This is a genomic window from Daejeonella sp. JGW-45, assembly GCF_029360805.1.
Taxonomy (GTDB): Bacteria; Bacteroidota; Bacteroidia; order Sphingobacteriales; family Sphingobacteriaceae; genus Daejeonella.
On the sequence record NZ_JARKNC010000006.1, the window covers coordinates 313505 to 337685 of the forward strand.

At 44.1% G+C, this 24181-nt stretch carries 19 protein-coding genes; 5 read left to right on the plus strand and 14 right to left on the minus strand.

From position 1 onward, the window contains the following. Positions 1 to 101 precede the first annotated feature (101 nt). Together dnaE and trxA are read left to right on the plus strand one after the other, a co-directional pair. Positions 102 to 3734 carry a DNA polymerase III subunit alpha gene (gene dnaE, locus P2W76_RS08865; RefSeq protein ID WP_276347381.1) on the plus strand — a complete coding sequence of 1211 codons (3633 nt, stop codon included), beginning with the start codon at positions 102 to 104 and terminating at the stop codon, positions 3732 to 3734. Between the two features lie 76 nt (positions 3735 to 3810). Continuing rightward, a complete protein-coding gene (trxA, locus tag P2W76_RS08870; protein ID WP_276347383.1) occupies positions 3811 to 4131 on the plus strand; it encodes a thioredoxin in 321 nt (106 codons plus the stop codon). A gap of 66 nt (positions 4132 to 4197) precedes the next feature. Here the strand turns inward: trxA and P2W76_RS08875 are convergent, their stop codons facing one another. Then, on the minus strand, positions 4198 to 6345 hold the full coding sequence (locus P2W76_RS08875; RefSeq protein ID WP_276347384.1) for a S9 family peptidase: 2148 nt from the start codon (positions 6343 to 6345) through the stop codon (positions 4198 to 4200). 203 nt (positions 6346 to 6548) lie between these two features. Between P2W76_RS08875 and P2W76_RS08880 the strand changes: the two genes are divergently transcribed. Beyond that, a complete protein-coding gene (locus P2W76_RS08880) occupies positions 6549 to 7469 on the plus strand; it encodes a DUF58 domain-containing protein (protein ID WP_276347385.1) in 921 nt (306 codons plus the stop codon). Between the two features lie 38 nt (positions 7470 to 7507). Continuing rightward, positions 7508 to 8995 (plus strand): glycoside hydrolase family 130 protein, encoded by a 1488-nt coding sequence (locus P2W76_RS08885; RefSeq protein WP_276347386.1) that lies wholly within the window; start codon positions 7508 to 7510, stop codon positions 8993 to 8995. Here the strand turns inward: P2W76_RS08885 and P2W76_RS08890 are convergent. Together P2W76_RS08890 and P2W76_RS08895 are read right to left on the minus strand one after the other, a co-directional pair. Continuing rightward, a complete protein-coding gene (locus P2W76_RS08890; RefSeq protein WP_276347387.1) occupies positions 8969 to 9976 on the minus strand; it encodes a glycosyltransferase family 4 protein in 1008 nt (335 codons plus the stop codon). The two genes, P2W76_RS08885 and P2W76_RS08890, sit on opposite strands and share 27 nt — an antisense overlap. Then, positions 9976 to 12264, minus strand: coding sequence for a glycosyltransferase (locus P2W76_RS08895; protein WP_276347388.1), 2289 nt, complete (start codon positions 12262 to 12264; stop codon positions 9976 to 9978). Before P2W76_RS08895 ends, P2W76_RS08890 begins: the two co-directional genes overlap by 1 nt. A 125-nt stretch (positions 12265 to 12389) precedes the next feature. Here P2W76_RS08895 and P2W76_RS08900 point away from each other — a divergent pair, with 125 nt between their 5' ends. Then, positions 12390 to 13046 (plus strand): SGNH/GDSL hydrolase family protein, encoded by a 657-nt coding sequence (locus P2W76_RS08900; RefSeq protein ID WP_276347389.1) that lies wholly within the window; start codon positions 12390 to 12392, stop codon positions 13044 to 13046. Between the two features lie 93 nt (positions 13047 to 13139). Here P2W76_RS08900 and P2W76_RS08905 read toward each other — a convergent pair whose 3' ends face one another. From P2W76_RS08905 to P2W76_RS08955, 11 genes are all read right to left on the minus strand, one after another. Next, complete coding sequence (locus P2W76_RS08905) at positions 13140 to 14402, minus strand: DEAD/DEAH box helicase (RefSeq protein WP_276347390.1); 1263 nt, start codon at positions 14400 to 14402, stop codon at positions 13140 to 13142. An 86-nt stretch (positions 14403 to 14488) separates the two neighbouring features. Then, on the minus strand, positions 14489 to 15673 hold the full coding sequence (locus tag P2W76_RS08910; RefSeq protein ID WP_276347393.1) for an aspartate aminotransferase family protein: 1185 nt from the start codon (positions 15671 to 15673) through the stop codon (positions 14489 to 14491). A gap of 261 nt (positions 15674 to 15934) precedes the next feature. Then, positions 15935 to 16372 carry a hypothetical protein gene (locus tag P2W76_RS08915; protein WP_276347395.1) on the minus strand — a complete coding sequence of 146 codons (438 nt, stop codon included), beginning with the start codon at positions 16370 to 16372 and terminating at the stop codon, positions 15935 to 15937. Next, positions 16369 to 16995, minus strand: a complete 627-nt coding sequence (locus P2W76_RS08920) for a hypothetical protein (RefSeq protein ID WP_276347396.1) — start codon at positions 16993 to 16995, stop codon at positions 16369 to 16371. Before P2W76_RS08920 ends, P2W76_RS08915 begins: the two co-directional genes overlap by 4 nt. A gap of 30 nt (positions 16996 to 17025) precedes the next feature. Then, positions 17026 to 17577 (minus strand): sigma-70 family RNA polymerase sigma factor, encoded by a 552-nt coding sequence (locus tag P2W76_RS08925; protein WP_276347397.1) that lies wholly within the window; start codon positions 17575 to 17577, stop codon positions 17026 to 17028. A gap of 286 nt (positions 17578 to 17863) precedes the next feature. After that, complete coding sequence (locus P2W76_RS08930) at positions 17864 to 18817, minus strand: transketolase family protein (protein WP_276347398.1); 954 nt, start codon at positions 18815 to 18817, stop codon at positions 17864 to 17866. Positions 18818 to 18984: 167 nt separating this feature from the next. Continuing rightward, complete coding sequence (locus P2W76_RS08935; protein WP_276347399.1) at positions 18985 to 19830, minus strand: transketolase; 846 nt, start codon at positions 19828 to 19830, stop codon at positions 18985 to 18987. A gap of 87 nt (positions 19831 to 19917) precedes the next feature. Next, positions 19918 to 20385 carry a thioredoxin-dependent thiol peroxidase gene (bcp, locus tag P2W76_RS08940; RefSeq protein WP_276347400.1) on the minus strand — a complete coding sequence of 156 codons (468 nt, stop codon included), beginning with the start codon at positions 20383 to 20385 and terminating at the stop codon, positions 19918 to 19920. A gap of 653 nt (positions 20386 to 21038) precedes the next feature. Beyond that, positions 21039 to 22745 (minus strand): M23 family metallopeptidase, encoded by a 1707-nt coding sequence (locus P2W76_RS08945; protein ID WP_276347401.1) that lies wholly within the window; start codon positions 22743 to 22745, stop codon positions 21039 to 21041. A gap of 15 nt (positions 22746 to 22760) precedes the next feature. Continuing rightward, the gene (locus P2W76_RS08950) at positions 22761 to 23372 is read right to left on the minus strand and encodes a fumarylacetoacetate hydrolase family protein (protein WP_276347402.1); all 612 of its coding nucleotides are present in this window, start codon (positions 23370 to 23372) and stop codon (positions 22761 to 22763) included. Positions 23373 to 23524: 152 nt separating this feature from the next. Beyond that, positions 23525 to 24064 (minus strand): T9SS type A sorting domain-containing protein, encoded by a 540-nt coding sequence (locus tag P2W76_RS08955; protein WP_276347403.1) that lies wholly within the window; start codon positions 24062 to 24064, stop codon positions 23525 to 23527. Between the last annotated feature and the right edge of the window lie 117 nt (positions 24065 to 24181).

Sequence of the window (24181 nt, forward strand, 5' to 3'; positions counted from 1 at the left end):
CATCCGTAAAATTTATTTTTTACTTTTCCACAAGCACATCCGCCGTTTAAAAGATTTGTAAATTTGAACCTCAACCATGTCATTAACTACCGCGGTCCTATATGCCTGATTTTTCGCATCTCCACGTTCATACACAGTTTTCGCTTCTTGATGGTGCCGCAGATATTTCGCGGCTTTTTAAGAAAGCGAAGGCCGATAACATGAAGGCTATGGCGATCACTGACCATGGTAACATGTTTGGCGTATTTAAGTTTGTTGCGGAAGCCGGAAAACACGGGATAAAGCCAATTGTTGGTTGTGAGTTTTATGTGGTTGAGGACAGGACCATAAAATCTTTTACGAAAGAGAAGCGCGACCAGAGATTCCACCAGCTTTTACTCGCAAAAAATGCTCAGGGTTATAAGAATCTTGTAAAGCTATGCTCGCTGGGGTACATGGAAGGTCTTTATAGTAAATGGCCGCGTATCGATAAGGAGTTGATCCTGAAATATCACGAAGGCCTGATTGCAACAACCTGTTGTCTCGGTGCCTCCGTTCCGCAAGTGATCCTTAAAAAGGGAGAAATCGAAGCCGAGGCAGAATTCAAATGGTGGCTGGATCTTTTCGGTGAAGACTATTATATTGAACTCCAACGCCATGATATTCCGGAGCAGTCAACCGTTAATGAGGTTCTCCTGAGATTTGCAAAAAAATATAACGTTAAGGTCATTTGTTCTAATGATTCTCACTATGTAGATCAACAGGACGCAAATGCTCATGATATTTTACTTTGCGTGAATACCGGCGATATGCAGAGTACTCCCATCGCCACAGATGAGGAAGGTGGAAAAGGCTTCCGGTTTGGATTTCCGAATGATCAGTTCTTTTTTAAGAGCCAGGCTGAAATGGGACAGCTTTTTCATGATCTCCCCGAGTCTCTTGATAATACCAATGAAATTGTAGATAAGGTAGAACACCTGCAGTTGAAACGGGATATTATGCTCCCTAATTTCCCTATTCCTGACGAGTTCAGAATTCATACCGGTCCCGAGTCGGATAATATGAACCAATGGGAATATCTTAAACATCTTACTTTCACCGGGGCAAAGGAGCGGTATCGCGACATCAGCCCGGAGGTTGAAGAGAGGCTTAATTTTGAACTGTTTACGGTCAGAACAATGGGTTTTGCCGGATATTTCCTGATCGTTGCTGATTTTATAAAAGCTGGCCGCGACCTGGGCGTATTTATAGGCCCTGGAAGAGGATCTGCCGCCGGATCTGTCGTTGCCTATTGCATCGGGATAACTAATATAGATCCTATTAAATATAACCTGCTTTTTGAAAGATTCCTGAATCCCGATCGTAAGTCAATGCCCGATATTGACACCGACTTTGACGACGCGGGCCGGCAAAAGGTAATTGACTATGTGGTCGATAAATACGGTAAAAATCAGGTAGCTCAGATTATTACCTATGGATCAATGGCCGCCAAATCCAGTATCAAGGACGTTGCCCGCGTACTGGATCTTCCATTAGCTGAATCTAACATGTTGGCCAAGCTAGTGCCCGACAGACCGGGAACAAGTCTTGTGCAGGTCATGACGGCGCCTATTGACAGTGTGCGTAAGGAACAGAATCCGGAAGATTTTGAAAATATAAAAACGCTTCGAAAGATACTGGAAGACGGGAACACCACGCAATCAAAAGTACTGAAGGAAGCACTCGTGCTCGAAGGTTCAGTCAGGAACGTAGGAGTCCATGCTGCGGGTATAATAATCGCGCCCTATGATCTTACCGATATCATACCGGTTGCAACTTCAAAAGAATCGGACCTCCTCGTGACGCAGTTTGACGGACGGGTTATCGAAGATGCAGGTGTAATCAAGATGGACTTCCTGGGACTTAAAACCCTGACAATTATTAAGGATGCGCTCCGTTTGATCAAGCAGAACCACAATGTCGACATTGATATCGATTATATCTCTCTTGAGGATGAGAAAACGTTCGAACTTTATCAGCGTGGGGATACAAACGGTACTTTCCAGTTTGAAAGCGACGGAATGCAGATGTACCTGCGGGAATTGAAACCCGACAAGTTTGAAGATTTGATCGCAATGAACGCCCTTTACCGTCCCGGGCCGATGGAGTATATTCCTAAGTTCATTTCAAGAAAACATGGCCGCGAAGATGTCACCTATGATCTGCAGGATATGCAGGAACATCTGGAGGAAACCTACGGAATCACCGTGTACCAGGAGCAGGTAATGCTTTTATCACAGAAGCTTGCCGGGTTTAGTAAAGGGGATGCAGACGTACTTCGTAAAGCTATGGGTAAAAAGCAGATCGAAGTGCTGAACAAAATGAAAGCACAATTCATGGAAGGCTGTGAGGCCAATAAACATGATATTAAAGTAGCTGAAAAAGTTTGGACAGACTGGGAGGCCTTTGCGCAATATGCATTTAACAAATCCCACTCAACCTGTTATGCGTTCGTAGCTTATCAAACTGCATATCTGAAAGCAAACTACCCAGCAGAATATATGGCTGCGGTCCTGAACAATCAGAATAACATAGAAAAGATTTCATTCTTCATGGAAGAATGTAAGCGAATGGGGATCCCTGTTCTTGGCCCGGACATCAATGAGTCTGAATTGACTTTTACAGTAAACAAGAAGGGAGAAATCCGGTTCGGTATGTCCGGAATGAAGGGAGTAGGAGAGAAGGCGGTCGAGAGTATTGTAGAAGAGCGGTTGGAAAACGGACTTTATCAGAGTATTTATGATTTTTCAAGACGCACAAATTCGCGGGCTGTTAGTAAGAAGGTATACGAGAATCTCGTGTATGGCGGTGCTTTCGATTGTTTCGGGTTTAAAAGATCTCAGTTCTTTCATAAGCCTGAGGGAAGCCTCTATAACGGTATAGAGCGGTTGGTAAAATATACAAATGACTTCCAAAACAACCTGAATTCATCCCAGGCTTCCCTTTTCGGAGGCACAAGTGATGCCCAGATAGTTGAACCCCAGCTTCCTGAGTGTGAAGAATGGGGTTTGATCGAGAAGCTTAAATATGAGAAGGAATCGATCGGTATATATCTAACCGGGCACCCTCTGGATAACTACAAGTTCGAACTGGATAACTTTTGCTCACACCAGGTTAAACATCTTAGCCTTGTAAATCGCATGAAGGGCGCAGAGGTATTACCGGAAGACCAGGAAGAGTTCAGAAAGATCAGCAATCGCGATCTGATCATTGGCGGTCTGGTGTCTGCTGCCAGTCACAGAACCACGAAGACCGGCAAGCCTTTTGGCTCGTTTATGCTGGAAGACTATGGCGATACCTTTGAAGTAGTGCTTTTCGGGGAAGATTATGTCAGGCTGAAACAGTATTTAAATGAAGGATATTTCATCCAGGTCAGGGGCCTGGTAACTGAGCGGTTTAAGCAAAAAGACAACTGGGAATTTAAGGTTAACAGTATTGTTCTTCTCTCCGAGTTAAGAGATAAGATGTCAAAATGTCTTACGATCCAATTACCACTAACTGAGGTTTCTGATGGATTTATGGAGAAGATTGACGAGATTGTTAAAATTAATTCGGAACAGAATCCCGTAAGGAATTGTCAGCTTAAATTCATGATCATGGATTATGATGAGGAGACGACGCTGGAAATGCCCTCGAAAACTTTGAAGATTAGTCCGAGCAATGAATTTCTGGAGGATATTTCCAAATTGGTCGGGGTGCGGTATAAGTTGAATTAGTGTCACATTAGCAGAACGAATTTGTGGCAGAGATATTGAATAGTATATTTGATTATAAACAGTAAATAATAATATCATGGCATTAGAAATAACAGATGCAAACTTCGACGAGTTAGTGCTTAAATCGGACAAACCGGTATTGATAGATTTTTGGGCGGAATGGTGCGGGCCATGTCGCATGGTAGGGCCGGTAGTAGAAGAATTGGCTAAAGAATATGAAGGTAAAGCAGTAATCGGTAAAGTAAACGTGGATAATAATCCGGAAATTTCAATGAAATTCGGTATTCGCAATATCCCTGCTTTATTATACTTTAAAGGTGGTGAAATTGTGGATAAGCAGATCGGGGCAGTGCCTAAATCGGTTCTAGCCGAAAAATTGATAAAACAATTAGCTTAATCTTAATATATTAACATATTAAAAAAACTCCATCGACGCAAGTTGATGGAGTTTTTTGTTTCGCAACTATTTCTTCCAATAATCCAGGAACTCCTGAGGCAGCGGCTTTTGCAATATATGGGTATACATAAATCGTACTGTTTCCTGAGTGCTGTGCTTTGCCTTCAATCCTCCCCAGCCATGTCTTTCGCCGGGATATAACATGAACTCGAAATGCTTATTCAGATCCTGTAGCTTGTTTACAAGTTGTATGCTGTTTTGCATATGAACATTATCGTCCATAGTGCCATGTACAATTCTCAGGGTACCTTTCAATCTGTCGGCATAAGTAAGAGGTGAAGTTATCCTATAGCCCTCAGCATTATTTTTCGGTGTTCCCATAAAGCGCTCTGTATAATGAGTATCGTAAAGCGCCCAATCCGTAACAGAGTAATTTGCGATCCCGTGAGTAAATATATCCGAGCCATAGGTCAATGCCATAGTGGTGATATAGCCGCCGAAGCTTCCCCCCGTAATCCCTATCCTGGTATGGTCAACGTACGGCTTTGTCTTCAGGCTGCTTGCAGCATCCATGTAATCCTCAATTTCGTACTTGCCCATTTTTCTATAGATAAAATCCATCCCAACTTTCCCTAAATGCCCGGCGCTCCGGTTATCGATTACCACCTGAATGATGCCTTCTTTTGCCCACCAATAGTTAATTCCAAGAGGGCTTTTCCATCGGTCATAAACAGTTCCTGCATCGGGTCCTCCATATACCGTTATCCAAACCGGATATTTTTTAGACGCATCGAAATTGAGCGGCAGGGTTATGGTCATTGGCAATTCCAGCCCGTCACGGGTCTTATAGTAGCTTAACTCGGTTTTTGGGATATTATGGAACTCATAGGCCGTCCCCTGGGCGTTTGCCAGTTCTCGTACGATTTCTCCCTTATGATCGACCAGAGCAACTTTCGGCGGACTGCTAAGGCTCGAATAAGTAGTGATGAAATATTTTCCGTCCGGGGAGAGACTAACCTGGTGATCGTAATTTCCAAAAGTTAGCCGTTTGGGCTCGTCGTTGCCCCTTAATCCAACTGTGTAAAGGTCATATCGTGTCGAGACCTCCTGGCGGGCCGTAAAGAATATTTCCTGATCGCCCTCGTCCACCCGCAGTAATTCGCCAACTCTCCACGAGCCTGATGTAAGCTGTTTCTTCAGGTTTCCCTTCAGGTCGTAAAAGTAAAAATGTCCCCATCCGCTTTTGTCACTTTTAAGGATAAACCCCGAACCATTTTTAAGAAAATACATACTATCGAACCAATCGACCCAGGTTTCCTGTTTTTCTTCATAAATGATACCCTTCGATCCTGAAAGAGGGTCTACGTTATAAATTATCAGGTCGTTCTGATCCCTGTTCATCCACTGCACCCAAAGACTCTTGCTGTCTGCCATCCAGTAAGGGGTTCCAAAATACTGATCAGCTTTGGGATCGAAATCAGCCCATACTGTTCCTTTTGTTCCAGCCGATACTATACCCACTTTTACTTCAGGGTTACGATCCCCTGCTTTTGGATAACGTGTGTTCTCAAGAAAGCCATGTTGTCCCGCGGAATTGTAAATAGGGTATACAGGAACCTTTGAATCGTCGAAACGCATATAAGCAATTCTTTTACTGTCAGGACTCCACCAAAAGGCTTTATATCGTGTCGCCCGGCCAAGGATCTCCTCGAAATAAACCCAGGAAGCCCAGCCGTTATAGATAACATCCGAGCCATCAGTAGTATACCTGGTTTCGTTTCCTGATGTCACATCAACTGAAAAAAGGTCATTATTGCGTGTGAACGCGACCCGTTTTTTATCAGGTGAAAGCGTAGGGTTCTTTTCCAGCAGCGTATCCCGCGTAAGCTGTTTTTCATTGCCGGCGGCATCTTTAAAGAAAATATCCTTATTGAGGATAAACACTGTTGCTTCGTTCACCTGGGCGGGCGCTGATGGAACGGCAGATCCCGTTTTCGCTTCCACAGTATAAGGCTTGGTCTGCTGCCCCTCCTGCCGGTATTCTATATAATGATTGTCATCTATCCATCCCGAATAGACCGGTAATGGATTAAGTATGTCTTTCGCGGGGGCTACAAAAATCTCCCGGAAACTTAATTCCTTTTGCTGGGCGGCAGCAGTAAATGAAATAGACAGGAAGCTCAATAATATTACAACCCTGGATGTATTAATCATCGTATGCCTGATTGTTGCGTTAATAATTCGAGTAAATTGATGGAATGATATCGTCTGGTAAAAACGACGTACAAACACCGAAGGTATAAATCTTTTTTAATAAATGCCATCCGCTAAGCAGTGTAGACAGTTAACTGTCACTTTATTACCTTCGAATCTTTCATGCATCCTGATAGAAAAATAATTAATTCCTATTTTAGGGTATGGAACCAAATCTGACCAATTATAGAGAACTCCAGGACTTTGGGAATCTTGAGCTGCTGTCCCAGCAGGTTGTTGAAGGATTTATAACAGGGCTTCATAAGAGTCCGTTTCACGGTTTCTCGGTAGAATTCGCAGAACACCGCTTATACAATATGGGAGATTCGATCAAGAACATTGATTGGAAATTGTATGGCCGCACGGATAAGCTCTTTGTAAAGCGCTTTGAGGAAGAGACTAACTTGCGTTGTCAGATTGTGATGGATGTGTCTTCGTCGATGTATTATCCGGAAAAGAGTTTCAATAAATTGTTATTCTCTGTTTATTCTGCGGCTTCGTTGATGTATCTTTTTAAAAAACAGCGTGATGCATTTGGGTTAAGTTGCTTTTCAGATAAACTTGAGCTGTCAACTCCTGCTAAATCAACCGCTGTTCATCAAAAATATCTGTTCTCAGAACTTGAGAAGCTGATGAGCAGGACGGGAAGGGGCGACAGTACCACGGTAGCTACCGCGCTTCATGAAATTGCTGAACAAATACACAAACGTTCGCTTGTCATCATATTCAGCGATATGCTGGAAGGCGGAGACCAGGGCCAGCTTACCGAAATATTCTCAGCATTGCAGCATCTCAAACATAACAAACACGAAGTGGTTATCTTTAACACTCTGGATCATAAGACGGAGTTACAGTTTGACTTTGAAAGCCGGCCCTATCATTTCATTGATCTTGAGAGCGGTGAGGAGCTGAAGGTACATCCCGGAAATATTAAGGAGGCGTATCTGAATGCAATAGATTCGTATCATCAGGAGCTTAAATTGAAATGTGCCCAATACAAGATTGACCTGGTAGACGCCGATATTCATGCAGGGTTTTATCAGATATTATATTCTTATCTGATAAAACGGGCGAAGATGGCATAATATCTGTTTAGTAAAGGAATTTAGCCGAACAATTATATATGAGATTATCAGTAGAACGCAGTCCTGTAAAAGTTTATCCGGATCCCAAACGTGTTATAGCCAGATTTTTCTTTAGCCAGGATGAACGTGCCAAAGAGTTAATACTCCGGGTAATGGCATTATCCGAAGAAGAGGTTTTCAATATCATCTCGCCGTTATTGCAAGAGTATTCTAAAAGGCATCGTAATATCACCAAGATTCTTAACAGGCATTGTGACAAGGTCAAGAGACTTATTGCGGAAGTTGGAGTTGATTACGCCTCGATCGAGCAATTCCGGAAGCTGCTTATCGGGTCGTATTTCACCCACGAGTATTCGATTGAATCGGCCGCATTCTTTAACCCGTCTATTGTAGAAGATCCTGACCAGTCTGAACTTGTAGACGGACAAAAGAGAATGATCATCAGCTTCAGGGCTGTGGGGGAAGGGCATATTTCGTCCATAGTTTTTCGGAGAGCGATGGTTGAGAAGAATGGCGATCTCACAGTGATACCTGCCGGTAACTATATCGATGAGGCTGAGATAGTGAGGAACGCAGTGTACATCAAAAAGCTGTTTTTTAGCAAAGCTGCTGATAATAATATCGATGGCGACGTTCTGAATAACGTAAGGGAAAAGCTGGGCGATAAGTTCGAATATCAGGAGCTCCGGAATGTTATTATAGGATTGAAGAATCAGCAAACTTCGGACGAAGCCAGGCTGAATTACGATAAGGTGCTCTGGCTGTCAGACTCGTATCACGATATCAGTTTCTCAAAAGATACAGATATCTCAGACAGGGTTATCTTTCCTATTTCTGAATTTGAAAAAAAGGGAATTGAAGATGCGAGGTTTGTCAAGTTTATAGACGACGATGATTCAGTTATATATTATGCGACATATACCGCGTATGATGGCCACCTGATCATGCCCAAACTACTCCAGACAACCGATTTTTATGATTTCAAGATATGTCCTCTCTATGGCGCGGGTGCGCAGAACAAGAACCTGGCGCTATTCCCGCGCAAAATAAACGGCAAATACGCAATGATGTCGCGAATTGATGGCTGGAATAATTACATTATGTACTCAGACAAGATCCAGGTCTGGGAAAGCCCCGAACTTTTGCAGCAGCCTCATGCGGCATGGGAGTATATCCAGATAGGCAACTGCGGTTCTCCCATCGAAACAGAAGATGGATGGCTTATTATTACACATGGTGTAGGACCGATGCGTCGTTATTGTCTTGGTGCAAGTCTGCTGAAACTCGACGACCCCTCTGTTGAGATCGGCCGCTTGTCTGAGCCCCTTATCATTCCTAATAAAGATGAAAGGGAAGGTTACGTTCCTAACGTACTTTATTCATGCGGCTCTATTATCCATAATGATAAGCTGATAATACCGTATGGCTTGTCTGATTATTGTTCATCGTTCGCTACTGTTGATATAAACGCACTTCTGGATAAGCTAAAAAGCAAATCATCATCTATGTACGATCTGTTTATATAGGGCAAGATAATCGGCAACCATTTTTTCGCTTGAGAAATTTGCTTTCGCCCACTGATGGCAGTCTGATCTGTCGAGAAGGTGGATCCTGTCAACAGCATCGGAAGCTTCGTCGACATTCTCAACAAGGAAGCCGTTCTTATTGTCACGGATTAATTCAGGCATTGAACCCCGGTTAAATGCTATGACCGGGGTTCCACAGTACATTGCCTCGACTACACTAAGACCAAAAGGCTCGTTAAAATTTATAGGATGCAGCAAAGCAAGAGCTTTGCCCAACAACTTATTTCGCGCTTGGGGCCCGGAATGCCCAACGAAAATAATATCGTCGTTGAGCTGAGGTTGTATTTTTTCTCTAAAATAGCTCTCATCCTGAACTATCCCGGAAATAATCAGCCGCTTTTTACCTTTTGTAGCTATGCGGATTGCTTCCAGTGTTCCCTTGTCAGGATGGATGCGTCCCAGAAACAAGAGGTAATCATCTGACACCGGGCTGAAGCTAAAATCGTTTGTCGCAATGCCATTATATACGGTAGCTATATATTTGAGAATTGGCGAGCGGTCGGAATTGCTGATCGAAACGTAAGACGATAAGTGATTATATTTCTGGTATACCGGAATTATCTTTGACGATGAGAACCCGTGAATTGTAGTGATAACAGGGGTTTTAATAAGGCCGCAATAAGTAAGCGGCAGAAAATCAAAGTGGTTATGAATGATGTCGAACTCAGCCGATCTTTCCATAAGATTGCTGATGTGAAGGCATTCTACAACCTTTGCATCCTGGGTTTTATCTTCTTCATACCCGGTATCTACTACGTAATTAAGTTTGCCGGAGGTTATCGAATCACCGGTTGCAAACAAGCTTACCTCAATGCCAGCTTTCACCATTCCCTCGGCGATATTATACGCCATCTGTTCCCATGGCCCATAATGCCGCGGGGGCGTTCTCCATGCAATCGGAGATAATATTGCGACCCTCATCAGGCTGCTTCTACATCAGCCTCAGCCTGTATGATCATTACCTTTTTCTCATCACTCTGTACAGACTCAAGTTCGAGCCCCTTAAGCACAAGAAGGTGCGATATGAAATACGCCAGCGTGCTTTCCGCCCCCTGGTTTCGGTTTAGACCCCCTGGCTGTAAACCGTCGCAACAGCCTTTGGTTTCATGATCGTAAAGTGGAAGGCGCAGCGTGTTTTCTCCAAGAAACCACTGAAAACACAAATACATTTTACTTAAATATTGCTTTTCACCACTAATATCAAAGGCTTTAAAATACATCAGCACCATTGCCATGCTCTCTATAGCCTGCTGGTCGAACAAAGCCATGCTTCCGTTCCGGTAATACCAGCCATCACTGCCTACCGGACTGAGATAACCTTTGCTGAGAGTGAGGCGATCAAGGAATTCAATAGACTCAAGCGCAATTTCAAGCGTTCGGTTATCGCCTGTTATTTCCGAGGAGTGCAGGAGAGCAAGCGGCAATATGGCATTGTCGTAGCTAAGCTTATCTTCAAACCAGTGCCATTTGTTATCTCTGTGGCTCTCATAGGCGTGAATCAGGGGCTTTGTTAGCTGGCTGAGCTCATCTTTTAGTCCATCATCGTGCGGGTGTACTGCCAGGTAATATGACACACCAATAATTGTATTGGCCAGCCCCCTTAAATGGTGCAGCGTTTTAAAATGAGGAATAGATCTCTGGAACAACTCTTCAGCAAATTCCCTGTAAGAATTATTAGGGGCAGAATTAATAAGGTAGCCCAGGGCCCATATAGTTCGTCCGAACGAATCTTCTGAGCCCACCTCATCCAGGTATTCTCTCCTGAAACTAAGGAAATTCCTGAAGTTTCCGTCATCCATCTGCATATACTGGATATAGCTCAGATAGATGGGCAGCAGCTCCAGAGCTTCCTTGCTTTTGTTCTGTTCATAGGCCATCAGGGCCATGATCAGCGCGCGCGAATTATCATCCAGGCAATAGCCTTCCTTTAAGTTAGGAATACCGTATTTGGCATGCTGCACGATACCGGTATCGTCTGTGAGACGTTTAACATGTGTAAGATTGAATTCAGGAATAATGTCTGAATCAATAATATGCCTTGTTTTGTTTTTTATCGGACGAGGCTGCATGGAAGCTTCCTCAAGGAGTCTTGTATATTCCCTCCCGATCGCAGGCCATCGTAAGTTTAAACCGTAATTAAATGCATTCTTTTTTAATGCAGTTAATTTTTCGGGATGGTCGAGCAGATCGTTGACTGATGCGGCTAAGCTCTCAAAGTCCCTGAAGCCGAAAAGCCTTCCTCTCCTGTTCTCAAGAAGTTCCTGGGCATGCCAGTAGGGGGTAGATAATACCGCAGCTCCCGAGCCTACAGCGTATGATAATGTTCCGCTCGTTATTTGGGCCTCGTTAAGATAGGGCGTTACATAGATATCACAAGCTGTTAGATAATTATGGAGTTCATTTTCCGACACGAATTGGTTGATAAAAGTCAGGTGATCTTCCACATTCAGTGCTTTCGCCATCCTTTTCAGGCTATCCCGGTACTCCTCGCCTGAATTTCTCCTCACGCCCGGATGGGTGTTCCCTAATATCACGTACATAACATCAGGATGCTTTTCCACGATTGCCGGTAAAGCACGTACAACTGTTTCTAACCCCTTGTTCCGGCTGATCAACCCAAAAGTAAAAAGTACTTTTCTGTTTCTGAATGAGGGCAGATTTTTGACAGGGTTGCTTTCTATAGGTTCCAGATCAGGCACACCATGCTCTATACGCTGAATCTTTTCCTTTGGAATATGGTAGATATTCTGCAGGAATTGGACCGCCCTTTTACTCATTACTACGATCCTGGAAGACTGTTTGGCAATCTCACGAATAATGATTTGCTGCATGAAGGTGGGTTCCCTGAGAACAGTATGCAAAATTGTGATAAGGGGCTTTTCCAGCCTGCTGATCAATGGAAGCAGATATACACCGCTTTCTCCTCCATATATGCCAAACTCGTGTTCGACGATGCATGCGTCGACATTACTGTTATTGATAAATTCTGCTGCTTTTATATAATCCTTCTGCTGTTCCTGCCTCACGATGAGCTTAACTTCAGGCGGGTAATCGTATTCATCGAGTTTATCCGAATCATTCATCGCCACCACGAATCCATTTAAAGTTCCATCTGGATTGTCAGCGTTTATCGCCCGTATAAGATTGTAATTAAAGGTTGCAATTCCACATTCACGTGGTGTGTAAGAAGAAATATATGCGATTTTCATAAGTGTTAGATTCCCGTCTGAACTTTTTACTATATTTCTAACACATTCCCTTGTATTTTGTTCAGTTTTTGTTCTAGATTTAAGGCTGATCAGAGAAAATACGTATTACTACCCAAAACCTAAAGATGAAATACCTGAAATTATTTGCTTCCGCTATTTTATTACTTGCGCTAACAAGTATGACGACCCAGAAACCGGTGAAAGTTGTATTGTTTGGAGATTCCATAACCCAGGCGGGTGTTCGCCCGGGAGGGTATATTACATTAATGCAGCAATCCACATCAGATTATGAACTGGTAGGCGCCGGCATCAGTGGCAACAAGGTGTACGATCTTTATTTAAGAATGGAAGAGGATGTCCTTAACAGGAAACCAGAAGTTGTAATTATTTATATCGGAGTGAATGATGTCTGGCATAAATCGAGTCTTCAGACCGGAACAGACGCTGATAAGTTTATAAAATTTTACTCAGCGATGATCAAAAAAATGCAGGCTGCAGGCATAAAGGTGATCGTATGCACCCCCGCCGTGATTGGTGAAAGAACCGACTTCAGTAATGCCCAGGATGGCGATCTTAACAAATATAGCCAGCTAATAAGAAATCTCGCCAAAGAGTATAATTGTACGTTGGTAGATCTCCGCAAGGAATTTCTAGCCTATAACCTCGCTAATAACCCCGAAAATAAAGAATCAGGGATACTTACCACAGACCGGGTTCACTTAAACGCTGCCGGGAATAAATTGGTGGCGGGGCTAATGATGAAGGCACTTGAAGGGAGGTGAAAGTTGAAAGTTGAAACCCGATAGGTATCGGGTTGAGAGTTGAAAGTTAATGATCCAGTCACTTTCCACTTTCCACTCTCCACTTTCAACTAATTACCGTCTCTTTCCAAAATACCTCTTTGGAGCTCCCTTGGAACCCGACGTATTTTCTGAACGTTCTGGTTTCTTTTTTGAGCCGCCTTTTTTCTTCGTGGACTTCGATAACAGGTAAGCTGCACCTCTCAAATGGTAAGGCTGCTCTTCAACTACCGGGATCGAACGTGAAATGAGTTTCTCTATATCCTTAAGATATTCCATTTCTTCCTCGTCACAAAATGAAAGAGCTATGCCGCTTGAACCTGCACGGCCTGTCCGCCCAATACGATGTACATAGGTTTCCGGTACATTGGGCAGTTCGAAGTTAATAACGTGCGACAGTTCCTCGATGTCGATTCCCCTGGCGGCTATGTCAGTGGCGATAAGAGCCTTTATCTGCCCGCTTTTGAAGTTCGATAAAGCTTTTTGCCTTGCATTCTGCGACTTGTTGCCGTGGATAGCTTCTGCTCTGATGCCCGCTTTGACCAGGTCTTTTACAATTTTATCAGCACCATGCTTCGTTCGCGTAAAGACGAGAGCAGATTTGATCGCTTTATCATTCAGCAAATGAATAAGCAGTTTTTTCTTGTCCCCTTTTTCAACGAAAAAGATCGATTGGTCTATAGTATCTGCCGTGCTTGAAACCGGAGTAACCTCAACCTTTTCAGGATCAACTAATATGGTGTTGGCCAATTTTTGTATCTCCGGCGGCATAGTTGCCGAGAAAAACAGGGTCTGGCGTTTCTGGGGGATCTTGGTAATGATCTTTTTTACATCATTAATAAAGCCCATATCCAGCATTCTGTCAGCCTCATCCAGCACAAAGATCTTAAGATAATGTAAGTGCACAAACTTTTGGTTTATAAGATCAAGCAATCTGCCGGGAGTGGCTATAAGAATATCGACCCCAGACTTTAGCGCAGACACCTGCGAGCCCTGCGAAACTCCGCCGAATATAACACTATGTTTCATCCCGGTATGGCGGCCATAAGCCGCAAAACTTTCGCCAATTTGTATGGCAAGTTCGCGGGTAGGGGTTAGTATAAGGCATTTTATGGCCCGCGGTCCTTTATCGTATATCTTGCCGCCCTCCAGTATCTGAAGTATAGGTATGGCAAATGCTGCTGTTTTTCCGGTGCCGGTCTGTGCACAGCCCAGCAGGTCTTTACGTTCTAATATGATCGGAATTGATTGTTCCTGTATGGGGGTAGGGGTGGTATAACCTTCTGTTTTTAAAGCCTTTAAAATAGGCTCAATTAAATTTAAATTTTCGAATGACATGTATTGATTTTAGGATTGCTGGTAAAAATGCCTGCAATTATTTTGGCGCAAATGTACGCCTTTATTATGAGGTATGAGGAATGAGGTCAAACCTCCGACATCGCTTCAACGATAATCCTGCAAGCTTCAATGATCTCTTTCTCTGAAATAATAAGCGGCGGGGCAATCCGTAAGGCGGTATCACAATGTAAGAACCAATCTATAATGATCCCATTTTCCAGACACCGTGTGCTAATGCTCTCAACCTGCTCAAAGGAGTCAAGCTGGATGCTCAACATGAGGCCAAGGCCCCGGACTTCCTTGATTTGATGATGTTGAAGCAGTTTGCGAAAGAGCCGTTCTTTAGTATCAACACTGCTAATGAGATGCTCATCAAGAATGACGTTTAAATTAGCCAGGCCGGCAGCACAACTCACAGGGTGCCCGCCGAAAGTCGTAATGTGCCCGAGTATGGGGTTCTCTTTTAAGACACCCATTATTTCCCCCGACGACACAAACGCCCCTATCGGCATTCCGCCACCCATTCCCTTGGCGATTAGCAGAATATCGGGAACAATTCCAAAGTGCTCGAAGCCAAAGAGCTTGCCGGTCCGGCCAAAGCCTGTCTGAATTTCGTCGAGTATTAAAAGCGTTCCGGTTTCGTCACATCGCCTGCGCAACATTTGCATATATTCCATATCCGGCACCCGTATTCCTGCCTCACCCTGCACTGTCTCAAGAATAATAGCAGCTGTTTCAGTTGTTATTTGGTCCAGGTGGCCCGGGTTATTAAATTCTACAAAGCTAATTCCCGGGAGGAGCGGACGATAGGCTTGCTTATAATATTCATTTCCCATCACACTAAGCGCACCCTGGGTGCTCCCATGATAGGACTTGGCGCAGGCAATGATCTTTGACCTGCCGGTATAGCGCTTAGCAAGTTTCAGAGCGCCCTCTGTTGCTTCAGTGCCAGAATTAACAAAATATACTGAATGCAGATTGTCAGGGAGTATTGATGCCAGTCTTTCTGCAAATTTTACCTGTGGCGATTGGATAAATTCGCCGTATACCGTGAGGTGCAAATATTTATCAACCTGCTCTTTGATGGCATCAACAACTTTCGGATGCCGGTGGCCGGTATTGCTGACCGCAAAGCCTGATACAAGGTCCATGTAGCTTTTCCCCGACGGATCGAACAGGTACATGCCTTCGGCACGTTCAACTTCAAGAGAGCGGGGAGAAGAAGATGTTTGCGCCGTATTGAGAAGGAAAAGCTGACGGGTACTGAGCATCTGCGAAATTAGGGAAACTTTCCTTAACAAGGTAATCAGGAGATACGTGACCAGTGATCAGTAGTTAATAATCAGTAATTAGTAATCAGTGATCAATAGTCAGTGACCAGTGACCAGTGATGGGTATTCAATGATCAGTAATCAGTGATCAGTATTCAGTGATCAATAACGGGTGATAGGTAACCCAAGTCGTACGCACCGATTACCGATTACCGATTACCGAATACTGATTACCGATTACCCTTTACCGATCATCATCTTCTAATCACTCCCCTTTCGCCTGTTATTCAATTGCCTGTACAAGTGTTCCCTGAATTCGGCTTCGGCTTTATATAAAGCCAGGATCTTTTGCGGAGGAATGGCCCTGGCGTATAATTTCCTGTATTTCTTTTTTAATTCCAGCATTTTGCTTTCGTAAGCAAGATCGGCGCTGATAGTCTCATCAGGGTCGGCACTTTTATTATAGCGCGCCTCTCTTCTTTTCCTGAGGAGCTCTAAAAATTCTTTTGTGTAGTTATTGTATACGGGCCAGAATTTTTCTGCTTCCTCGCTCGTCAGGTCCAGCTTACTTGTAATAAAAGCAACTTTTAACGATTCGATCTGTTGTGATCTGCCCCAGGTTTTTTGTGCAAGTGCGGGTAGGGTGAACATCAAACACAATACGAAAATCCACAAGCCCCTTTTTACTAATCCGTTCATAATGTTGTGCTATTAATGTACTGCTCGAGTTCATCTGCCGAAACGCCCGTGGAAACCTTAGTAAGTGCTTCCGGATTAAGGTTCTCTATGATGAAAGGTGTATCACCCGCAGTGCTGTGGACCTGGAGGTAATTAATAATTTCCTGCTCGGGTATTTCAGACAGTTGCTCGTTAAAATTATAGGCGTCGGTGTTAAAATAGATACCTGCTGCGATCATCACAGTGATGCAGGCTGCTGCGGCATAACCAACCCATGAGGTCATTATGCTCCGGATAGGTGTTTTACTTCTTACCGGCGGTTCCAGCCTATGATTTATTCTCTCAGACAGGCTTTCAAAATATCCGTCCGGTACAGCAAATCCCCCGGCAGGGCTTATTGCTTTAAGGTTCTCAACCGCAATATTATTTTCAATCCTTGAAGAAAGTTCTTCAAAATACTTTTCAGGAACCTTCAATCCATTGGAACCTTTACCGAGGGTGGATTCTATATATATTCTGCTGTTAACAATACCGGGTAATTCGTCAAAATAGCCTGCAGGTACGGTGAAAGGAATTGCTTTCCCTATTGCAGCAAGCGTTGGCGCGTCCCTCTGCAAATCTATATCTCTATCATTTAATTCCATACTCTTTTGATACTCTGTGTATAAAAAGGTTTAATCCGTGTTCAATAAATAGTCTTCGATCTTTTTAACCGCTATATGAAACGAAGCTTTAAGGCCACCTACTGTTGTGCCAAGGATCTCAGAGATCTCTTCGTATTTAAGATCGTCAAAATACTTCATATTAAAGACGAGTCTTTGTTTTTCGGGTAATGTTAGCAGGGCTCTCTGGAGTTTCATCTGAGCCTTGTCGCCATCGAAATAAGGGCTGTCCTCAAGAGTTTCTGCAAGCTCATAGCCCGCAGTTTCATCTAATGAAATATTGTTCTTTTGTTTTTTACGATTAAGAAAGGTGATACTTTCATTCGTAGCAATCCGGTAAAGCCATGTATAAAGCTGGGAATCGCTGCGAAAATTGGCCAGGCTTTTCCAAACTTTAATAAAAACTTCCTGCACGAGATCATCCGTATCATCATGATCGATGACGAGCCTCCTGATGTGCCAGTAGATTTTTTGCTGGTACTTCTTCAGGAGCAGGTTGAAAGCCTCATTGCGGGTGCTGTCAGAAGCGAATTTTTCGAGAATTTCAGAGTCTTCTGCGTGCATTTGTTTGTTATCAAGTGGCTACGCCGCGTGATCAGCTACCAGTGGCTGCGCCGTGATCGGTGATCAGTAATCAGTAATCAGTAATCAGTAACCAGTAATCGGTAATCAGTGATCAGTGGCTGCGCCAGGTGATCAGTATTAAGAATTGTACTAAGCGTTAGGTACGTTGGCACTGATTACCGATCACCGATTACCCATTACCCATTACCCATTACCCATTACCCATTACCCATTACCCATTACCCATTACCTATTACCTATCACCGAATACCAATCACCAACAAGATCACTTCCGTTTCATCGCCCTCTGGACTGCCTTAATTATATCCTCAGTATCTAAACCGTATTTTTTCATCAGTTGGTCAGGAGTGCCGCTCTCGCCAAAACTGTCATTCACTGCAACATATTCCTGAGGCACCGGGTTATTTGTGCTCAGCACCTGTGCGATGCTGTCGCCCAAACCACCGTAACGGTTGTGTTCTTCGGCGGTAACAACACATTTTGTCTTGGCTGCCGACTTTAAGACTGCCTCCTCATCCAATGGTTTAATGGTATGGATATTAATAATCTCTGCACTGATGCCCATTTCTGCAAGTTTCTCTCCCGCTTCAATAGCTTTCCACACCATATGGCCTGTAGCAAAAATGGAAACGTCGGTACCTTCATTGACCATCCAGGCTTTGCCGATCTCAAATTTCTGATCCGCCGGAGTAAACACAGGAACTACAGGGCGGCCAAATCTCAGGTAAACCGGACCATGATGGTCTGCGATAGCAATCGTAGCAGCCATGGTCTGATTATAGTCACATGGATTTATCACAGTCATCCCCGGGAGCATTTTCATCATGCCTATATCCTCAAGGATCTGGTGCGTAGCACCATCTTCGCCGAGGGTAAGACCAGCATGCGACGCACAGATCTTTACATTTTTGTCAGAATAAGCAATAGATTGCCTGATCTGATCATACACACGGCCGGTAGAGAAATTCGCAAAGGTGCCGGTGAACGGTATTTTGCCCCCGATGGTTAAACCGGCAGCAATTCCCATCATGTTAGCTTCCGCGATCCCTATCTGAAAAAAGCGGTCAGGAAATTCTTTTATAAAGGCGTCCATCTTCAGGGAACCTATCAGGTCGGCACATAAGGCGACAACCTGCTCATTTCTTTTTCCTGCTTCCAATAAACCGGCCCCAAAGCCAGAACGGGTGTCTTTTTTCTCGGTGTATGTGTATTTTTTCATTTAAAAACCTTTGTAAGGTGAAAGTTTAATAATTACTGAGCGGTATCGGGTATCAGGTTTCAGGTATCAGGTTTCAGCTTAGGGCTTCTAAGCGACGGTAGTTAGGCGCTTGAAAGACGCTGATAGCTGACACCTGATATCTACGGCTCCCAGCCCCCAACTCACAGCTAATAATCCCCGTGCGTTTCTTCAACCTGGGCAAGGGCAAGGGCTAACTGCTCATCATTCGGAGCCACGCCGTGCCATTTGTGTGAATGCATCATAAAATCAATTCCGTTGCCCATCATGGTCTGCATGAGTATCATGATCGGCTTGCCTTTGCCTGTTTTTGCAAGAGCCAGGTCAAGAACACGAACAACATCAGCCATATCGTTACCATTCATATCTAATACATCCCAGCCGAATGCTTCCCACTTAGCTCTTAAATTCCCCAGAGAAAGAACAGTTTCAGTTGAGCCATCTATTTGTTGTCCGTTAACGTCGATTGCCGAGATCAGGTTGTCAACTTTATTATGACTAGCATACATAGCTGCTTCCCAGGTCTGGCCTTCCTGTAACTCGCCGTCTCCGTGAAGGGAATAAACGACACGTCCATCGTTGTTTAACTTTTTTGCCAATGCTGCTCCGATGGCCACCGACATTCCTTGTCCAAGTGAACCGGAAGCAACTCTGATGCCTGGCAGGCCCTCATGAGTTGTAGGATGCCCCTGCAGCCGGGAATTTATCTTACGGAAAGTCGCCAGTTCGCTTACGTCAAAGTATCCTGAACGTGCAAGCACACTATACCATACAGGGGAAATATGTCCGTTCGACAGGAAGAACAGGTCTTCGCCGGTTCCGTCCATATTGAAATCCTTATTATGTTTTAACGCGTGGAAATACAAAGCCACGAAATAATCGGCACAGCCAAGAGAACCGCCCGGGTGGCCTGATTGGCATCCATGTACCATCCTGACGATGTCACGTCGAACCTGGGCAGCAAGTTTTGTTAATTTATCAATGTCTGGAGTCATAATATTTGCTTAAAGCGCCGCTAAATTAGCTAATGTTGTTTGAATTGAGAAGGTTAAATGGATTAGACTGTTCGAAAGGCTTAATAATTACAGGTCGTTAACAGCATCGATAACCTGCTGTGATGAATTCTGGGTATCCACTTTTGCAATGATCTTTTTAATGATCCCGTCCTTACCAATAATGAAAGTTTTACGGGCTACTCCCATGTATTTCTTGCCATACATGTTCTTTTCTACCCACACACCATAACTTTCGACGATATTTTTACCGGTGTCCGCGATGAGCGGGAATGGCAGGCTATATTTTGTGATGAATTTATGATGCGATTTTTCATCATCTGTGCTCACTCCCAATACCTGGAATCCTTTTCCCAGCAGCGATTCGTAATTGTCCCGGAAGCTGCAGGCCTCAGCAGTACATCCCGGTGTATCATCTTTGGGATAAAAATATAGGATCACATCTTTGCCCAGGAAATCACTTAGCGAAATGGTATCGCCATTCTGATCTTTAGAGGTAAAGCCCGGCGCTTTTTGTCCTTCGCGTAGTTCAGCCATAGAAGAGGTATTTGAGGGCTAAATTAATAAAATAAATAACGTAAGGGTATTAGGTAATGAAAAGTGTCTGAACGAATGATTTGGGAGGTTCTGGTCTGCCTGCGGTAGCATTATTTAAGGGATTCAGAATTTTGATTGACATCATTTAAGCGATTTGATCTGTAGATCACACTATAGGCCGACCCGGAAGGGGTCGCATGTTTATAGAAGAATTCATTATGATCTTTTTCCGACCCCGAAGGTGCCCGCCCGGATGGACACCGTTCGGACGGGGTCGTATGTAAGATTTTAAACATATACGACCGCCTTCGGGGTCGATTTATCGGGAATATCGATCACTATAAACATGTGACCGCCTTCGGGGTCGGTTGATCAACGCTGGCTGCTTTTTCTATAAACGTGTGACCCCTCCGGGTCGGGTAAACGCACTAAATAATTTTCTATAAACATTTGACTCCTTCGGAGTCAGTGAATCTGTCTTAAGAGGTTGCATTTGACAAAACGATATCAAAATTCCTTAAATAATGGCATTGCCCTACGAGGGCGGCTAAGCCGTTTGAAGAAGTTGCATTTAACAACCAAAAGGATATCAAAATTCCTTAACGTAATGACATTACCCGTTTCGATCGGGATGACAAGTCACGTATAGGCGGTTATCGGGAAAAACTCGACCTGAACACACTGGTGTTAGACTTCATATCACTCACCGTAAGTTCGAACTCATGCCTGCCGGGCGGTGTACGGTCGTCCAGGGTATGCCAAAGCGATGCGGTTTTAGAGTCATATTCCATCAGCACCCATTTTCCGTCAATTTTGCCTGTAAATGACCTGATCCCAGAGAGGTTGTCTGAGATCCTGAATTGAATGGAAGAGTTAGCCGGGAAAGATTTTCCTTCACTGATATTTACAGCGCTTATTCTCGGCGGGATTGTATCAACTGTCACAAAGTAGCTTCCAAATGCCCGGAGGTCAGCTTTGATATTGCCTCCTTCATACGTACCTCCCTGGGCTATTTTAGTGGAATTTACCAATAGGGCTTTCGATTGAAGCTGCTGAGGCATACCTGGGTCGACCGCTATCGACAAGGTATAAGGAGTATGAACAGGTATTAAGCGGTTGTGCACATGGTGAACCGGTGAGAATGAGCCCGGCGGCCCCGGTGAACTTGAATACACAAAGTTCAGATCGCTGTAAAGCGCATTAGCAGGGACGGCAATTTTCATCCCGTTCGTGTCCAGCTCATTGGTTTGGTCGAACCGGAAAAGAGTACCCGGAACTTTTTTGGAAACCCTTGCCGAAGCTTCGTTATACGTGGCTTTGAAATTGAGAATGCTTTCATTCCCGGCAACATCCTTTACAATATATTGCAGGTCATGAATATCCTGTCCGCTAAGATTTATAAGGCCATTATTAACTCTGGATTTGTAGATCTGTAAGGGGTTGCCCGGTTCAATAAAACCTTTTTGTATCCTTCTGCCGGTGCTGATTAATGCGGGGTAATCCAGGTGCGAGTTAATTCCTCTCGAATTGGCGAAAGAAAACTTCTCCCATACCGATGAATAAATTGTCTCACCGTCAAGTCTGAGTTCGATAGAATAAGGCCCGTTCGTGTTTTCGGACGCCGAATTCCTGTCTGTTGTTATTATACCAAAGCCCGCTTCTCCGCTTACATTAATAACCCTTGATGGGTTCAGCTGGTATCTGCCGGCTGTTCCGCTTACCGGGAAGTATTGCTTCGGGGTATTCTCACTAAAAGGCTCTCCGTTCAGATGGTACAGGTATAACCCGCTTATCACCGGCCTCACCCTATCGGGGATAGTGATCCCGAAAAGCTGGGGATTGATGGTTTCCTCGGTGTTTGAATCCCGGATCTCGAAATGCAGATGCGGTCCGCTCGACCCGCCTGTGTTTCCCGACCAGGCAATGACCTCACCTTTTTTGACCGGGATTTCAACCGCAAGAAGCGGAAAGTCGACATCGTAATTTTCAATCCGGTATTGGTAGGCCTTTAGCGTCCGGCTGATCCGTTCATTGTAGTCTTTCAGGTGCATATACACAGACGTGTAGCCATTAGGATGAGTGATATAAAGGGCGTTCCCGCCGCCACCTATCTGAACGCGGATCCGCGATACGTATCCATCTGCCGGAGCGTAGACAGGGTAGCCCTGACGCTGGTTGGTTTTAAAGTCAAGCCCCGAATGGAAATGGTTGGACCTTAACTCCCCAAAATTCCCGGAAATAATAGGACTCAGGTCCAGTGGGTACCTGAAATAGGAGCCGGGGTAAACCTTCTGGTTGTCTTGTGCGAGCACACCGGTATACACGAAAATATAAAGGCATAAAGCCAGGTATCTAAACATAATTGCGCTGAAGTGTTACCGGATGTAAAAGTCCAGTAATTTATCCTCTTCCAAATAGCCTGCCAAATGATCGCCGATATTAACCTTGCCTACACCTGCCGGGGTTCCGGTAAAGATCAGGTCTCCCTTTTTCAGGGTAATGTATTGCGATACAAATGCGATTATCCTTTCAAAGGAAAACAACAGGTCGCGGGTGTTTCCTGTCTGAACTGTTGTACCATTAACATCCAGCCTGAAATGCAGGTTTTCAAGATCCTGAAACTTAGTTTTCGGCAGAAATTCGCTTACAGGCGCTGAGTTATCAAATGCTTTGGCAAGTTCCCATGGTAATCCTTTTTCCTTATGCTTTTGCTGGATATCCCTGGCCGTGAAGTCCACTCCCAAGGCAATTTCCTCGTAATATCTGGACGCGAATTTCTCTGCTATATGCTTTCCCTCTTTGCAGATCTTAAGTACCAGCTCTATCTCATGATGTATGTCGGATGAGAATTCAGGGTGGTAGAACGGCTTATTGTCTTTCAGAACAGCAGTATCCGGCTTCATAAATATTACCGGAACCGCAGGAACGGGATTATTTAGTTCTTTGGCATGCTCCGCATAGTTACGGCCGATAGCAATTATTTTCATGGAATTTATTAAAGAGTTCTCAAATAATGAAGAGGATCGGGTATGAGGTGTCAGGTGTCAGGTATGAGTATGAGTATGAGGTGTGTTCCTATATAAATCGCTTTCCAGCTATGCATCCAGTACCTGATACCTGACACCTCACACCTGATACCTTATAAAATCGAAATCCGTTTCGTAACCGTCTCGCCTGATACGCTAACCCGGATAAAATAGAACCCGCTGTTGAGGCGTGATGCGATATTGAAGGAATTGGATTGCTCGCCGGCCGAAAGCCTCTCAGTCAGAAGTGTTGTAACCTCATTGCCAAGAACGTCCATGATCTTAATTATCACATTCGCGTCTTTGGATATAGAATAAGATAGGTTAAGGTGATCTGCCACCGGGTTAGGGTAAACTTTAACGTTGTTTAACACCTTATCATTGTCAGATTGTTTTATAGACTTCGGTGATCCCGCAAAAACCTTTTCCTTGGAGGGTTTAAAGGGAACAAAGTTTACCATTACGCCATTTTTAAGAAAGGCAGGTTTGTTAAGACGCGTATCCGTGATCTTAGTGGAGATAGTGGCTTTGATAATCCTGGACGTATCAGATAAAACTGCCCGCATACCCGCAATAACATCCGCCTGCCCCGGCATTGTGATGCTGGCAAAAAGGACGATTAATACAAGTAGTTTAAGGTAGTTGTTTCTCATACGCACTAAATTCACAATAAATATAGGGCTTTATTACTTATACGCTGGCAGGTCCATAAAGTTTTTAACAATTTTTAACTAAATTCTCTCGTTTAGGTTAATATTCTTGCTGCCAGC

What these genes read in the sequence shown, in the direction of transcription:
- P2W76_RS08875 (WP_276347384.1), bottom strand. Translation starts at nt 6,345, where the DNA reads ATGATTAATACATCCAGGGTTGTAATATTATTGAGCTTCCTGTCTATT.
- trxA (WP_276347383.1), top strand. Translation starts at nt 3,811, where the DNA reads ATGGCATTAGAAATAACAGATGCAAACTTCGACGAGTTAGTGCTTAAA.
- P2W76_RS08945 (WP_276347401.1), bottom strand. Translation starts at nt 22,745, where the DNA reads ATGTTTAGATACCTGGCTTTATGCCTTTATATTTTCGTGTATACCGGT.
- P2W76_RS08955 (WP_276347403.1), bottom strand. Translation starts at nt 24,064, where the DNA reads ATGAGAAACAACTACCTTAAACTACTTGTATTAATCGTCCTTTTTGCC.
- bcp (WP_276347400.1), bottom strand. Translation starts at nt 20,385, where the DNA reads ATGGCTGAACTACGCGAAGGACAAAAAGCGCCGGGCTTTACCTCTAAA.
- P2W76_RS08925 (WP_276347397.1), bottom strand. Translation starts at nt 17,577, where the DNA reads ATGCACGCAGAAGACTCTGAAATTCTCGAAAAATTCGCTTCTGACAGC.
- P2W76_RS08915 (WP_276347395.1), bottom strand. Translation starts at nt 16,372, where the DNA reads ATGAACGGATTAGTAAAAAGGGGCTTGTGGATTTTCGTATTGTGTTTG.
- P2W76_RS08930 (WP_276347398.1), bottom strand. Translation starts at nt 18,817, where the DNA reads ATGAAAAAATACACATACACCGAGAAAAAAGACACCCGTTCTGGCTTT.
- P2W76_RS08900 (WP_276347389.1), top strand. Translation starts at nt 12,390, where the DNA reads ATGAAATACCTGAAATTATTTGCTTCCGCTATTTTATTACTTGCGCTA.
- P2W76_RS08890 (WP_276347387.1), bottom strand. Translation starts at nt 9,976, where the DNA reads ATGAGGGTCGCAATATTATCTCCGATTGCATGGAGAACGCCCCCGCGG.
- P2W76_RS08905 (WP_276347390.1), bottom strand. Translation starts at nt 14,402, where the DNA reads ATGTCATTCGAAAATTTAAATTTAATTGAGCCTATTTTAAAGGCTTTA.
- P2W76_RS08910 (WP_276347393.1), bottom strand. Translation starts at nt 15,673, where the DNA reads ATGCTCAGTACCCGTCAGCTTTTCCTTCTCAATACGGCGCAAACATCT.
- P2W76_RS08885 (WP_276347386.1), top strand. Translation starts at nt 7,508, where the DNA reads ATGAGATTATCAGTAGAACGCAGTCCTGTAAAAGTTTATCCGGATCCC.
- P2W76_RS08920 (WP_276347396.1), bottom strand. Translation starts at nt 16,995, where the DNA reads ATGGAATTAAATGATAGAGATATAGATTTGCAGAGGGACGCGCCAACG.
- P2W76_RS08880 (WP_276347385.1), top strand. Translation starts at nt 6,549, where the DNA reads ATGGAACCAAATCTGACCAATTATAGAGAACTCCAGGACTTTGGGAAT.
- P2W76_RS08935 (WP_276347399.1), bottom strand. Translation starts at nt 19,830, where the DNA reads ATGACTCCAGACATTGATAAATTAACAAAACTTGCTGCCCAGGTTCGA.
- P2W76_RS08895 (WP_276347388.1), bottom strand. Translation starts at nt 12,264, where the DNA reads ATGAAAATCGCATATATTTCTTCTTACACACCACGTGAATGTGGAATT.
- P2W76_RS08950 (WP_276347402.1), bottom strand. Translation starts at nt 23,372, where the DNA reads ATGAAAATAATTGCTATCGGCCGTAACTATGCGGAGCATGCCAAAGAA.
- dnaE (WP_276347381.1), top strand. Translation starts at nt 102, where the DNA reads ATGCCTGATTTTTCGCATCTCCACGTTCATACACAGTTTTCGCTTCTT.